Origin of the sequence: Deinococcus koreensis (assembly GCF_002901445.1) — a bacterium.
Taxonomy (GTDB): Bacteria; Deinococcota; Deinococci; order Deinococcales; family Deinococcaceae; genus Deinococcus; species Deinococcus koreensis.
This window is the reverse complement of record NZ_PPPD01000001.1, coordinates 2,692,521-2,704,967: the sequence shown is the minus strand read 5'-3', so window position 1 is coordinate 2,704,967 and position 12,447 is coordinate 2,692,521. Positions and strand designations below refer to the sequence as shown.

General features: G+C 70.0%; 13 protein-coding genes. 3 read left to right on the top strand and 10 right to left on the bottom strand.

Annotated elements, in window-relative coordinates:
* Positions 1 to 146 precede the first annotated feature (146 nt).
* Positions 147 to 1,088 carry a dienelactone hydrolase family protein gene (locus tag CVO96_RS12850; RefSeq protein ID WP_103312573.1) on the top strand — a complete coding sequence of 314 codons (942 nt, stop codon included), beginning with the start codon at positions 147 to 149 and terminating at the stop codon, positions 1,086 to 1,088.
* A 76-nt stretch (positions 1,089 to 1,164) separates the two neighbouring features.
* On the opposite strand, the gene CVO96_RS12845 is transcribed toward CVO96_RS12850, so the two are convergent.
* Entirely contained in the window at positions 1,165 to 2,445 is a 1,281-nt protein-coding gene (locus tag CVO96_RS12845) for a VanW family protein (RefSeq protein WP_243398342.1), read from the bottom strand.
* A 123-nt stretch (positions 2,446 to 2,568) separates the two neighbouring features.
* Positions 2,569 to 3,048: a fasciclin domain-containing protein gene (locus CVO96_RS12840; protein ID WP_103312572.1), complete on the bottom strand. Its 480-nt coding sequence runs from the start codon at positions 3,046 to 3,048 to the stop codon at positions 2,569 to 2,571.
* Positions 3,049 to 3,349: 301 nt separating this feature from the next.
* Between CVO96_RS12840 and era the strand changes: the two genes are divergently transcribed.
* Positions 3,350 to 4,285 carry a GTPase Era gene (era, locus tag CVO96_RS12835; protein ID WP_165795294.1) on the top strand — a complete coding sequence of 312 codons (936 nt, stop codon included), beginning with the start codon at positions 3,350 to 3,352 and terminating at the stop codon, positions 4,283 to 4,285.
* A gap of 42 nt (positions 4,286 to 4,327) precedes the next feature.
* Here era and CVO96_RS12830 read toward each other — a convergent pair whose 3' ends face one another.
* The 4 genes from CVO96_RS12830 to CVO96_RS12815 all read right to left on the bottom strand — a co-directional run bounded on the left by CVO96_RS12830 (position 4,328) and on the right by CVO96_RS12815 (position 6,407).
* Complete coding sequence (locus CVO96_RS12830; RefSeq protein WP_103312571.1) at positions 4,328 to 4,831, bottom strand: Nudix hydrolase; 504 nt, start codon at positions 4,829 to 4,831, stop codon at positions 4,328 to 4,330.
* 4 nt (positions 4,832 to 4,835) lie between these two features.
* The gene (locus tag CVO96_RS12825) at positions 4,836 to 5,354 is read right to left on the bottom strand and encodes a YfiT family bacillithiol transferase (protein ID WP_103312570.1); all 519 of its coding nucleotides are present in this window, start codon (positions 5,352 to 5,354) and stop codon (positions 4,836 to 4,838) included.
* 99 nt (positions 5,355 to 5,453) lie between these two features.
* On the bottom strand, positions 5,454 to 5,831 hold the full coding sequence (locus CVO96_RS12820) for a nucleotide pyrophosphohydrolase (RefSeq protein WP_103312569.1): 378 nt from the start codon (positions 5,829 to 5,831) through the stop codon (positions 5,454 to 5,456).
* Positions 5,832 to 5,903: 72 nt separating this feature from the next.
* The gene (locus CVO96_RS12815; protein ID WP_103312568.1) at positions 5,904 to 6,407 is read right to left on the bottom strand and encodes a DUF4384 domain-containing protein; all 504 of its coding nucleotides are present in this window, start codon (positions 6,405 to 6,407) and stop codon (positions 5,904 to 5,906) included.
* Positions 6,408 to 6,664: 257 nt separating this feature from the next.
* Here CVO96_RS12815 and ftsH point away from each other — a divergent pair, with 257 nt between their 5' ends.
* Positions 6,665 to 8,584 (top strand): ATP-dependent zinc metalloprotease FtsH, encoded by a 1,920-nt coding sequence (gene ftsH / locus CVO96_RS12810; RefSeq protein ID WP_103312567.1) that lies wholly within the window; start codon positions 6,665 to 6,667, stop codon positions 8,582 to 8,584.
* A 50-nt stretch (positions 8,585 to 8,634) separates the two neighbouring features.
* Here ftsH and CVO96_RS12805 read toward each other — a convergent pair whose 3' ends face one another.
* From CVO96_RS12805 to CVO96_RS12790, 4 genes are all read right to left on the bottom strand, one after another.
* A complete protein-coding gene (locus tag CVO96_RS12805) occupies positions 8,635 to 9,819 on the bottom strand; it encodes a mechanosensitive ion channel family protein (RefSeq protein ID WP_103312566.1) in 1,185 nt (394 codons plus the stop codon).
* A 277-nt stretch (positions 9,820 to 10,096) separates the two neighbouring features.
* Positions 10,097 to 11,215, bottom strand: a complete 1,119-nt coding sequence (gene plsX, locus CVO96_RS12800; protein ID WP_103312565.1) for a phosphate acyltransferase PlsX — start codon at positions 11,213 to 11,215, stop codon at positions 10,097 to 10,099.
* The gene (locus CVO96_RS12795; protein WP_103313472.1) at positions 11,205 to 11,816 is read right to left on the bottom strand and encodes a LabA-like NYN domain-containing protein; all 612 of its coding nucleotides are present in this window, start codon (positions 11,814 to 11,816) and stop codon (positions 11,205 to 11,207) included. The genes plsX and CVO96_RS12795 overlap by 11 nt, the downstream gene beginning before the upstream one ends.
* A 149-nt stretch (positions 11,817 to 11,965) precedes the next feature.
* Positions 11,966 to 12,355, bottom strand: a complete 390-nt coding sequence (locus CVO96_RS12790) for a DUF309 domain-containing protein (protein WP_243398341.1) — start codon at positions 12,353 to 12,355, stop codon at positions 11,966 to 11,968.
* Between the last annotated feature and the right edge of the window lie 92 nt (positions 12,356 to 12,447).

Below are 12,447 nucleotides of genomic sequence, written 5' to 3'. Positions count from 1 at the left end.
TGGCGGCCGGATCATCTCCTGGCAATGAATTGGTTCGGGAGATGGTTTGGTGGGCTACAGCGCTGCCGACGCCGACCGTTCAAGATGGAATGGTTTTCCCGCCCCAGCCCACCCTCTCCCGTTTAAGCGTTGTCAAGGAGGCCGGCATGAACGATTACCAGCAGGATCTGTTCCGGTACGTGGCCGAGGAGTTCGCCGAGGACTACCGCGAGGGCGAGATGGAGCGCCGGGAGTTCCTGCGCCGCTCCGTGCTGCTCGGGGGCTCGGTGGTGGGCGCCCGCACCCTGCTGGCGACCCTGGGCATCACCGGGGTCAGTGCCGCCGAACTGGCTGCCGCACAGACCGCCGCGCCGCAGAACGAGCCGGCGAAGAGCCGCTATCAGATCGCCCCCGACGATCCGGAGATCGAAGCCGGGGCCGTGACGTATGAGGCGCTGGGGCGCACCAATCTCGCCTATCTGGCCCGCCCGAAAGGGGGCGGCGCGGCGCCCGTGGTGCTGGTCATCCACGAGAACCGGGGGCTGCAGCCGCACATCGAGGACGTGGCCCGGCGGGTCGCCAAGGCCGGCTTCATCGCGCTGGCGCCCGATTTCGTGTCCTCCGAGGGCGGCACGAAGAAGTTCACGGACACGGCGCTGATCTCCAGTTTCATCGCCCGCACGCCCGCCGAGACCCACGCCGCGCACGGGCTGGAGGCGGTTCGGTTCCTGCGCTCGCAGCCGGGCGCGCAGGCCGAGCGCCTGGGCATGGTGGGGTTCTGCTGGGGCGGCGGCATGACCTGGCTGCTGTCCACCAAACTGCCTGACCTGAAGGCCGCTATCCCCTTCTACGGCCCCTCGCCCTCGTTCGCGGAGATTCCCAAGATCCGGGCGGCGGTGCTGGGCATCTACGGGGGCAAGGACGCGCGCATCACCGGCAACGCGGCCGCGACCGAGAAGGCCCTGACCGACGCTGGCGTCAAGCACGAGTTCCTGATCTACCCCGGCGCCGCGCACGCCTTCCACAACGACACCGGCGCCAACTACAAGCAGGACGCCGCCGAGAACGCCTGGGCCAGCACGCTGGTGTGGCTGCGCGGGAACCTGTAGGGCACCCACCGGGTCAACACGAGGAGGCCCGGATCGAGTGCGCTGATCCGGGCCTCCAGCCTGAGGGTCGTCTCCGTTACTGCGCCCGTTCGTCTCCGGGCGCCACGGCGAAGACTCCGCCCCAGGCGCGGTAGGCACTGCGGGTCACGTCACGCCGAACGGTGCCGTCGGCGCGGGTGATCTGGCGCACCACCTTGACGCGGGCGCCGGGGGCGGGCATATCGACACGGCGCGTCTCGCCCGGCTTCATGGCCGGGTCGGCGATGAAGGTGGGATCGGGGGGGCGGATAGTGCCGCTCACCTCGGGCGCTCCGATCGTCACGCGCCGGCCGTCCGTGCGGGCGAACAGGTGGACATCCAGCCGGCCTCCTTCCATGTTCCACTCGGTCTGCACCAGCAGGGGGCCGCCGAAATCGTTGCGCCAGCGCAGGGTCTTGCCGGGCGCGTAGACGGCCGCGTCGAGGCCGGGCTCGCCGTAGTAGCCGACCTGATAGGAATGCTCGTGGCGTTCCTGAATGGGAAGCCCGGCCGTCATGGCGGCGCGGAAGACCGTGGTGCTGACCTGACACAGCCCGCCGCCGTCCTCCATGCTCAGGGTGGTGCCGGTGACCACGTAGCCGGGCCGGAAGCCGCCCGCCGCGTTCACCCGCCCAACCAGGGCGTTGAAGTCGAAGGAGGCGCCGCGCTCGATCCAGCGCCCATGCAGCTTCCCTGCGCCCACGCGGATGTTGTGCACCCGGAATTCGGGACTGCCCACGAACGAGGACGTGCCCGTGCCCACGTGCCCCAGGCCCTGGGCAGCGGCCCAGCGCACGCTGCGGGGCGGCGGCGTCAGGCGGATCGTCAGGGCGGCCGACCCACCGGCCCTGAGCGCCCGCAGCACGGCCCGGTCACTGGCGGCGCGGTCGACCGTCCAGCCGGTGCGGGCCTCCCCCATCCACTGCGCGCCCACCCGCGTGAAGCGGACATCGCGGGGCGTACGGGTCTCCAGCTGCGCGTAGACCCCATCCAGCGCCCCCCGCAGCGGGGCCAGGGTGCCCCCCAGCCGGGCGGCCTCCACCTGTGCTGGCCCGGCCAGATCGGCCGAACCGTGAACCAGCCGGCGTTCGACCTGTCCGGCGACCAGTCGCGGCTCCGGCACGCTCCAGCGCAGGGCCAGGGTCTCGACCGGGGCCGGCTGGGCAGGTGCCGGACGGACAGCCTCCGGTTGCCCATCCGGTGTCGGGGGTGTGCTGGCCGGAGTGGCAGGCACGGAGACGGCGGCCAGAGGCAACGCAGAGGAGCGCTGAGCCATCAGGCCGCCTCCGGCCGCGCCCAGGGTGAGCGCGGCGAGGGCCAGCCAGAGCAGTCGGGTCATGAAATCACCTGTGCAGACGAAGGGACTTGAAGTGCGGTGGCCTGTCCACCGAAAAGCGGAGGGGAGGGCCAACTCTGCCCCTCCCCTCCAGCCTGATACCGGGTTGCGATCAGGGTGTTCCGATCAGGGCATCAGCACGGTGTCGATCACGTGAATCACGCCGTTGCTGGCACGGATGTCGGCCTGCGTGACGGTGGACTCGTTGATCATGACCATGCCGCCCGTGGCCGAGACGCGCACGTTGGCCCCGTTCACGGTCTTGGCGCTGCTCAGGCCAGCGACCTGGGTGGACGTGACCCGGCCCGGAACCACGTGGTAGAGCAGCAGGGCGCGGAGCTGGGCGCGGTCGTTCAGCAGCGCCTGCAGATCGGCAGCCGGCACCTTGGCGAAGGCCGCGTTGGTCGGGGCGAAGACCGTGAACGGGCCGGGGCCGCTCAGGGTCTCCACGAGGCCGGCGGCCTGAACCGCTGTCAGCAGGGTGCTGAAGTTGGGATCGTTCGACACGATGGCCGCGATGGTGTTGCCGGACGGCACGGCACTTCCTCCACCAGCGACGACCGAACCGGACAGCAGACAGGCAGCGAGCAGCAGCATCTTCTTCATAACACCCTCCAGAGCCAAAGAAAGCAGGAGAATCTGTCCTAGACAGACTCTTTTTTACCAGCCATAGACGAGAAGTCCACAATGGACAGTTCATACCTTAAATGGGCACGGCTATTCTCAACGTACCCGCCCGTACAATGAAGAATGACTGAACGCCCACCCAGACGGTCTGCGGGGGTGTCTCCACAGCCCGGAAATCGGGGAAACGGAGCCCGCCACCACGGTTCGCAGGAGGCGGAAGCTCCGCCCTAACGTGACGTCCACGCCCAAATTTCTGAGCGCCCGTGAGACAATGCCCGGGATGATGGATTTCAACATGACCTCCGGCGACGCCAGCACCCCGGGTGACACCCACTCCGGGTTCGTGGCGATCGTCGGCAAGCCCAATGTGGGCAAGAGTACCCTGATGAACGCCTTCCTGGGCACCAAGGTGGCGCCGACCAGCCCCCGGCCCCAGACCACCCGACGCGGCGTGCGCGGCATCCACACCACCGACACGCACCAGATCGTCTTCGTGGACACACCCGGCGTGCACAAGCCCAAGGACGCCCTGGGCAAGTACATGAACCACGAGGTTCACGCCGCCCTGGCCGATGTGGACGCCATCATCTGGGTGGTCGATCTGCGCCACCCGCCCACCGACGAGGACGGGCTGGTGGCCCACCAGATCCGCGACCTGCCCAAACCACTGTTCCTGGTGGGCAACAAGACCGACATCGCCAAGTACCCGGACGAGGCCATGAAGCTCTACCGGGCGCAGCTGGAGGGCCGCGCGGCCGAGACCCAGGAGCTGATGCTCTCGGCCCAGAACGACCCGAACGCGGTGGCGCTGCTGCGTCAGCAGGTGCTCGACATCCTGCCCGAAGGCCCCTTCTTCTACCCGCGCGGCGGCGCTTCCGACCAGACCCGCGAGATGTGGGCCGCCGAGATCATCCGCGAGGAAGCCATGAAGAAGCTGCGCGACGAGCTGCCCTACGCCGTGGCGACCCGCGTGAACCGCTGGACGGAGCGCGAGGACGGCCTGCAGCGCATCGAGGGCGAGATCGTGGTGGAGAAAAGCGCCCACAAGGGCATGGTCATCGGCGCCGGCGGCAAGCAGCTCAAGGAGATCGGCCAGGCCGCGCGCAAGCAGCTGGAGGTCTTCCTGAGCCGCAAGGTCTACCTGGGCCTGGAGGTCATCGTGATCCCCGGCTGGCGCGAAGACACCGAGGCGCTGCGGGAACTCGGGTACGAGTAAGGCCGGGCGCTGGGCGCTGGGCTTCGAGGTCTGAGCTCTGGGCTATGAGGAACAAACGCTCCCCACGGTCGGGGGGCGTTTTGCTGTGCCGCTCTCGCGCAGGGCGTCCTCGTAGAACAGGGCGGTCTGGTACATGCGGATCAGGCCGGCGTCGTACAGGTGCGCGAATTCCTCGCGGCTGACATAGCGGGCCTCAGCGACCTCGTGGGTGAAGGTCGGCTGCAGGGTCTGGCCGGGCAGCGGCTCGGCCCGCCAGATATGGCGCAGGATGAATGCGCCGTCCGGGAAGCGGCCCAGGTAGGTGCCCAGGAACTTCACCAGCTGCACCCGCAGCCCGGTCTCCTCGTAGGCCTCGCGCAGGGCGGTGTCCTGCGGATTCTCGCCCTCATCCACGCTGCCGCTGGGGATGTGCCACAACCCGGCCTTCCCCATCTGGCCCGGCGTGCCCAGTTCGCGCACCAGCAGGATCTCGCCCGCTTCGTTCAGGATGACCACGCCCGCCGCCTGCAGAGCCACCGGAACATGCGTCCTCTCGTCGTGCTGCACGTGCCTACCAGCCCTGACGTCCGCGCAGCCCCGTGATGTGCGCCACATGATGCCGACCGTGCCAAGCGTACATGCCGAGCAGCGTGTCGAGCGTGGTCGTGCGGCCCTGCGCCGGGTGAGTCCAGAGGCGGCCCCAGTCCTGGACGCCCTCCAGCACGGCCAGCAGGCGGGCGTGCAGGGCCTCCAGCAGCTCCAGGCTGACTCCGGGGGCCAGCAGCGAGTCCGGCAGCGCGGCCCACCGCCCTTCGTCGTAGGGCTTGATGGTCGGGTTCTCTTCGGTCAGGGCGAGCTTGACCCGCACGTAGGCGTTCATGTGGCTGTCCGCGACGTGGTGGACGACCTGCCGCAGCGTCCAGCCGCCCTCACGGTAGGGGGTATCCAGTTGCCGGTCGTCCAGGCCATGCACGGCGGCGCGCAACTCGGCCGGCAGGGCACGCAGGGCCCCCAGCGCCTCCTGGCGTTCCTCGGGGCTCAGGCTCAGGTGAATGGGCATCGGGCCGATCGGATAGCGGGGGTCGCTCACTGGGCAGCTCCTGGAGATGAGGGACTGGGGAGGGCGGTCTGAGGCCCGGGGACTGGGCCGCTTGCCCCGATGGTAGGGCACGGCGCGGCCGGCGGACGCTCATTCCCGCTCCGCCCCGCCGCCCGGCGTCCCGCTCCCCGCCTCCTTGCGCGTCCAGCGCTCCGCGTCGCGGGTCTCGACCTTTTCCATCATGCGCTCGAAGCCGCGTTCCAGGCTCAGGCCGCGTTCGTTCGCCATGCACACCATCACGAACAGCAGGTCGGCCAGCTCCAGCTCCAGGTCGCCCACGTCCTCGCCGGGCTTGGGCGTCTTGCCGTTCATATGGGCCACCACGCGGGCCACCTCGCCCACCTCCTCGGTCAGGCGGGCCAGCATCAGGAGGGGCGGGAAGTACCCCTCCCTGAACTGGGAGATGTAGGCGTCGACACGGGCGCTGGCCTGCTGAAAGGTCAGGACTTGCTCGGAAGGTGGGGTCATGTTCCGAGGGTAGAAGAAAAACCAGCCGCGAAGGGGGCGGCTGGTCGGGTGGGGTGGTCTGTCCTGCACCCCTCAGCGGATGTAGAAGAAGGTCTCCTGCACGTCGCGGTCGGCCTGCGGGTAGGGGCTGACGTAGGCGGTGGTCACGGTGTTCCAGCGGGTGCCGTCGAACACGCCGCTGACCACCAGATCGGTGGTGGGGCGCACGCGGGTGAAGATCGCCCGGACGCGCTGGATGCCGCGGGGCGGGGCCACGGTGTAGACCTGGCCGTCCTGGGCGCGCGGGAAGGTGGTGGCGCCGGCATTCACGTACACGTTGCGGGCCAGGACGCTGGCGTAGCCGTTGCTCTGCAGGGCCACCAGGGTCAGGTAGCCGGCGCTGCGCGTGCTGACGCTCAGGCGCACGGACTCGCCCACGGCGTAGGTGCCGCCCTCGCCCCGATCCGGGCGCAGGTTGGTGATCAGGTTGCCTCCCTGAACCTGCAGGCTCAGGTTCGGGCGGACGGACACGGTGCAGGCGCTGAGGCTCAGGGCCAGCGTGCCGAGCGCCAGGACGGACAGGGGTGCGTTACGCATTCGGGCAGCATACGGGCCGGGCCTGACGGAAACCTGAGCCGGGGTCGGGGGAGCGGTTTAGCCTTCTGGAGCCCGGCATCAGGGAGTGGGGCGGGACGGGTGGGGTGGACGGGTCGGCCCGGGCCCACAGATCGAGCCCACAGATCGGCAGGGCCTCGAGCGGGACGCACAGCCCTCCGGGCCACGCCGCGTGCCTCCGGGCAGGACTCCCCGAGCGGCATTACGGTCGGGGTTCGGGCGCTGGCGTAGCATGGCTCATGTCCCGCCCGCTGCGCCCTCTGCCCACGCCCCTGGCGCTGCTGACCGGCCTCGTGCTGCTGGCCGGCCCGGCCGCTCTCGGTCAGGGGGCCGCCCCCGCCGGGGGCCAGGGGCTGAGCCAGGGCGCGGCCCCGCCGTCCAGACCGGTCTCCGGGGAGTACACCACCAACCGCTTTTTCGATGATCTGGCGAACAAGCGGGTCGCCAGCGTGACCCTGGACAGTCTGGGCAACGCGACCGTGAACCTCTCCCGCTCACTGGACGGCCGCTCCAGACACACGCTGGTGGTGCCCGCCGACGGCGCCACCCTCGACCGCATCCGGGCGGCCGGCGTGCTCCTGAACGTCGTGCCCGGCGGCTCGGCCTTCGGCTGGCTGGGCCAGGTGCTGCCGCTGGTGCTCACCGGACTGATCCTGCTGGTGCTGTGGCGCAGCATGCGCGGCAGTTCGGGCAGCAGCAGCGCCAGCACGTTCGGGAAGTCGAAGGCGGCGGTGATCGCGGAGGGGCAGATCAAGCTCTCCTTCCAGGACGTCGCCGGCTGCGACGAGGCCAAGGCCGACCTGCAGGAAGTCGTCGACTTCCTGCGCTCGCCCGAGAAATACCACTCCCTCGGCGCCCGCATCCCCCACGGCGTCCTCCTCGTCGGCCCCCCCGGCTCCGGCAAGACCCTGCTCGCCAAGGCCGTCGCCGGCGAGGCCAAAGTCCCCTACTACTCCATCAGTGGCTCCGACTTCGTCGAGATGTTCGTGGGGGTGGGCGCCGCCCGCGTCCGCGACCTGTTCGACCAGGCCCGCAAGTCTGCGCCCTGCATCGTCTTCATCGACGAGATCGACGCCGTGGGGAGAAAACGCGGCATCTCGCTGCAGGGCGGCAACGACGAGCGCGAACAGACCCTCAACCAGCTGCTCGTCGAGATGGACGGCTTCTCCTCGGGCCAGGAGGTCATCATCCTGGCGGCCACCAACCGCCCGGACGTGCTGGACGCCGCGTTGCTGAGGCCGGGGAGATTTGACCGGCAGGTGGTGGTGGACGCGCCGGACGTGCGGGGACGCGAGATGATCCTGCGCATCCACGCGCGCAAGAAGCCGCTGGACGTCTCGGTGGACTTGGGGGTGGTGGCCAGGAGGACGGCGGGGATGGTGGGGGCGGATCTGGAGAACCTGCTGAACGAGGCGGCACTCCTGGCGGCGAGAGAGGGGCGGCACCGGATCACGGGGCGGGACGTGGACGAGGCGCGTGACCGGGTGCTGATGGGGCCGGAACGCCGCTCGCTGGTGGTGCGGGAGGCCGACCGCAAGGTCACCGCCTACCACGAGGTCGGTCATGCCCTCGCCGCTCAGCTGCTCCCGCACGCCAACCGGGTGGCGAAGCTGACCGTGGTGCCCCGGGGCCGCGCGGCGGGCTACATGATGCCCGACGCCGACGACCGCCTGCACGTCACGCGCGGGGCGCTGGAGGACATGATCTGCGTGGCGCTCTCGGGCCGCGCCGCCGAGGAAGTGGTGTACGGCGAGGTCACCACCGGGGCGCAGAACGATTTCCAGCAGGCGACCACCATCGCCCGGCGGATGGTCACCGAATGGGGCATGAGCGGGCGCATCGGCAAGGTGGCGCTGGCGTCCGATCAGGGCACCTACCTGGGGGGCGGCTCCCAGCTCTCGGCCATGAGCGAGGCGACCGCGCAGCAGATCGACGAGGAGGTGCGCTCGCTGATCGAGGCCGCCTACGAGCGCGCCCTGTCGCTGGTGCGCGAACATCTGCACCGCGTCCACGAGATCGTGACCATCCTGATGCAGCGCGAGACCCTGATCGGGGAGGAATTCAGCACCCTGCTGGCCGGCGGCACGCTGGAGCCGGTGGTGCTGCCCCCGGCGTCCCCCTCGCCCGCCGGCAACCCGCCCCCTCCCCTGCCCGCCTGAGGGTCGCGCACACTGCCACCTGAGGAGCGGGGCGCAGATCCGTTCGGGGGTCAGCTCAGTTCGCCCTCTTCCGGCTCGCGGGTCATGCTGGGCTTCTGGGGTGAATGCAGGCGATCCTGCGAGTCCCGGGGATCGCCGCGCAGGTCTTCGCGCGTGAGCTTGATCTCGATGGGCGCCGTGCCAAAGTTCAGGCTGCGCTGCGGAAAGGGAATCTCGATCCCCGACTGATCCATGGCGATCTTGATGCGGCGGTTGAACTCCCGCCCGATGGCGTACTGGCTCTTGGGCTGCACCTTGAACAGGGCGCGCAGCGTCACGCCGTCCGGGGCGAGCTGGGTCACGCCCTGCATCTCGGGCGCCTCCAGGAAGAAGTGCCGCCATTCGGGATCGGCGTAGATCTCCTCGCTGACCTTCTCCAGCACGCGCAGGGCGTCGTTGATGTTGGCCGTGTAGGTCACGTCCACCTCGGCCACCACGCGCGACCAGTCCTTGCTGCTCACGCTGACCGTGTTGATCTGCCCGTTGGGAATGATGTGCACGGTGCCGTCCAGCGCCCGCAGCGCGGTCACGCGCAGGTTGAGCCGCTCCACGCCGCCCGAAAGCTGCCCGGTGTTCACGGTGATCACGTCGCCCACCCCGTACTGGTCTTCGAGCAGGATGAAAAAGCCGGTGAACACGTCCTTGATCAGGCTCTGCGCGCCGAAACCCACCGCCAGGCCGATCACCGAGACGCCGGCCAGCAGCCCGGCCGCGTTCACCCCCAGCACCTGCAGCCCCGTGATCAGGCTGATGACCACGATCAGCACCTTGAGGGTGCTCTCCACCACGCCCTTGAGGGTCTGGACGCGCACGCTGCGGCGGTTGAACTCCTCGTCGGCCACGATCCGCCCGGTGGCCGAGCCGATCAGGTTCCAGGCGATCAGGGCCAGCGCGATGATCACCAGGAACTGCCCCGCCCGGTTGCGGAAGCCGCTCATGATGTCCTGACCCAGCTCGAACAGCACCGGCACCCCCGGCAGGTACGCCACGTGGGTGGCCACCGCCAGCCAGCCGCCCGCCACGATCAGCAGCCACAGCCATTTCAGGGCGCTCATCGGCCGGCCCCCGACCGCGCGTTCGAGGGTGCCGAGCAGCGCCCGCCCGAAGCGGTACAGGGCGTAGGCGATCAGCAGGGTCAGGGCAAGGCCCAGCCAGACCTGCGGTTTCTGGAGCTGGATCAGGAGTTCAGGCCACATCCCCCGAGCATCCCACACCGCCCCCGGGTCTGGGAAGATCAGGGGGCAGCATTCCAGTCGGCGAACCGGGAACTGGAACCTCCAGCCCCGTATCGGTGCGCCACGGGGCCGATGTGGAGGGGCGGTAGAACGGCGGCCAGCCGGATGACGGCCTCACGCACTGGGCTCCCGCCGTGGCCCGCTTCTGTCGGCTCCCCGCACGCGCCCGGGCAGCGCCGGTCGCCCCGAGGCTCCGGCGACCTCCACAGGCGTCCGCTTCAGAGGCGAGCTGCCCGCCTCAGTTGCCGGCCGCCGCCGCGCTGGCCTCCTGAAAGGCCGTTTCCAGGCGGCCGATCAGCCCCGCCTCGTGGGCGCGGGCCGCGCGCAGCAGGGCGTTCTTCACGGCCCGCGCGTCGGCGCTGCCGTGCCCGATGAACGCCAGACCGCGCACCCCGATCAGGATGCTGGCGCCGTAGGTGCTCGGATCCATGCGCTCGGCCAGGCCCCGCAGGGCGCCGCGCACCATCAGGCCGCCCAGCCTGCTCTTCAGGCTGCTCTGCAGGGCGTCGCGCACCCAGCCGAAGAGCACCTTGGCCTCGCCCTCGGCCAGCTTCAGGCACACGTTGCCGGTGAAGCCGTCGGTGACCACGATGTCGGTGGTGCCCAGGAAGATGTCGCGGCCCTCCACGTTGCCGTGAAAATTGATGCCGTGGCCGTGCAGCTCGCGCAGCAGGGCGTGGGTCTCCAGCACCAGCGCGCTGCCCTTGTGCTCCTCCTCACCGATGCTCAGCAGGCCCACGCTGGGCGACTCGCGGCCCTCCAGCACCCGCAGGTACACGCTGGCGAGCTGCGCCCACTGGGCCAGATATACGGCGCGCACATCGGCGTTCGCGCCCACGTCCAGCATGGTCGTAAATCCCCCCCGGGCCGGCAGGTGGGTCAGGATCGCCGGCCGCTCGACCCCGCGGATGCGGCCCAGGGTCAGCAGCGCCGAGGCCATCGTGGCGCCGCTGTGGCCCATGCTGACGGCGGCGGCGGCGCGGCCTTCCTTGACCAGCCGCGTGCAGACGTTGATGCTGGCTCCGGGGCGGCGGCGCACGTCGGTGGCGTGCTCGTCCATGCCGATCACGTCGGGGGCGTCCACCACCTCCAGCGGCAGGCTGGCGCTGCCCGCGTGCCGGCCCAGCTCGGCGTGCAGCTTGACCCGGTCGCCCACCAGCAGCACCGACACGCCCGCGCGCGCCGCCAGCACGGCGCCCTCCACGTTCGGCGGCGCTCCGTGATCCCCGCCGGCAGCGTCCAGGGCCACGGGCAGGACGCCGCCTCTGGAGACCACCGTACCTCCAGCGACCGACGCCGGGTGCCCCGAAGCGGCGTCGGTCAGGGCCGGACTCGTCGGATCGGGCTCAGCGCTCATCGGTGTCCGTGAGGGCGGCCGACACGTAGTACGGGCGGCTCTCGGTGCCGCGCGACTCGCCGCTGCGGGCCTCCGGGCCGCGCTGCTCGCTGGGCAGGCGGTAGCCGGGGCGCTCCACCTGCTCGCGGATGTCCTTGAAGTCGATGTACACGTCGGCGGCGTTGCGCAGTTCGTAGCTGGTCATCTCGGCGATGCTCGCCACCACGACCCGCTTGCCCCGGGCACGCAGCACCTCCACGGGCCGCTCGAAATCGCCGTCGCCGGTGAGCAGGACGGCCGTGTCGTAGCGCTCCGTGGTGGTCAGCAGATCGGTCACGATCTCGATGTCCAGGTTGGCCCGGCGCGAGGTCTCGCCGGCGTCGTCGGTGGTCTCGCGCAGCGGCCGCGTGCGGACCGTGTAGCCCATGTAGGTCAGGGCGTCCGTGAAGCGCTTCTGCTTGTCGTCGATGGGAATGGGCACCGCCGTGTAGTAGAAGGCGTTGTACAGGGCGCCGCCCGCCGAGAAATACTCCAGAATCTTGCGGTGGTCGAAATTCCACCCCAGCCGTTTGGCCGCCGCGTATACATTCGCTCCATCAATAAACAGGGCAATCCGTTCCACCAGGTCCTCCATCAGGCAATCCTTTTTCAAAGGGTTGAACTCTGGTCTGAAGGATAGCGGACGGCCGGGACGACCATTCGGAAGTCGCCCCCCGACCGGTGTGGAGCGGGGCGACGTGCCCGGTCAGCCGGCCCCTGCAGCGCAGACCGTCACTCTGCAAGCGTGGACTCAGCGGGCGCGTGCTCTCCGGGCACGGCCACCACGATCTGCGGGCTCAGCCCGGGCTCGTTCAGGGCCGCCCAGACCTGAGCGCGCAGCCCTCCGAGGTCGAGGCCCCCGTATACCCCCGGCAACCGGGCAAGATACGCGTCGGCCTTGAACAGGTTGCGGTGGCTCAGGCTGCCGTGGTGCCAGCGTTTGTGCAGCGCGGCCGCCAGCAGGATCAGGGCCTGCAGGAAGGCGCGCTCGTCCCCCCGGGCCTCGCCCCGCGCCCGCATCCACGGGTCCTCCCAGGACTCGTGGGCTTCCCACCAGCGCCCGGCGTTGAAGTGGGCCACCCCCTCCTGCCAGGCGGCGTCCAGCATCAGCGCGGTCGTCATGCCCGAGGATACCCCAGGGCCGTATGCCCCCACCTGTCCAGGCGGGATGAACGGCCTCTTAGGCCCTGCCCATCCCGGGCATATCCCCAGGG

Coding starts and splice junctions, on each gene's coding strand:
- CVO96_RS12850 (WP_103312573.1), top strand. CDS start 147: ATGAACGATTACCAGCAGGATCTGTTCCGGTACGTGGCCGAGGAGTTC.
- CVO96_RS12845 (WP_243398342.1), bottom strand. CDS start 2,445: ATGACCCGACTGCTCTGGCTGGCCCTCGCCGCGCTCACCCTGGGCGCG.
- CVO96_RS12840 (WP_103312572.1), bottom strand. CDS start 3,048: ATGAAGAAGATGCTGCTGCTCGCTGCCTGTCTGCTGTCCGGTTCGGTC.
- era (WP_165795294.1), top strand. CDS start 3,350: ATGATGGATTTCAACATGACCTCCGGCGACGCCAGCACCCCGGGTGAC.
- CVO96_RS12820 (WP_103312569.1), bottom strand. CDS start 5,831: ATGACCCCACCTTCCGAGCAAGTCCTGACCTTTCAGCAGGCCAGCGCC.
- CVO96_RS12815 (WP_103312568.1), bottom strand. CDS start 6,407: ATGCGTAACGCACCCCTGTCCGTCCTGGCGCTCGGCACGCTGGCCCTG.
- ftsH (WP_103312567.1), top strand. CDS start 6,665: ATGTCCCGCCCGCTGCGCCCTCTGCCCACGCCCCTGGCGCTGCTGACC.
- CVO96_RS12805 (WP_103312566.1), bottom strand. CDS start 9,819: ATGTGGCCTGAACTCCTGATCCAGCTCCAGAAACCGCAGGTCTGGCTG.
- plsX (WP_103312565.1), bottom strand. CDS start 11,215: ATGAGCGCTGAGCCCGATCCGACGAGTCCGGCCCTGACCGACGCCGCT.
- CVO96_RS12790 (WP_243398341.1), bottom strand. CDS start 12,355: ATGACGACCGCGCTGATGCTGGACGCCGCCTGGCAGGAGGGGGTGGCC.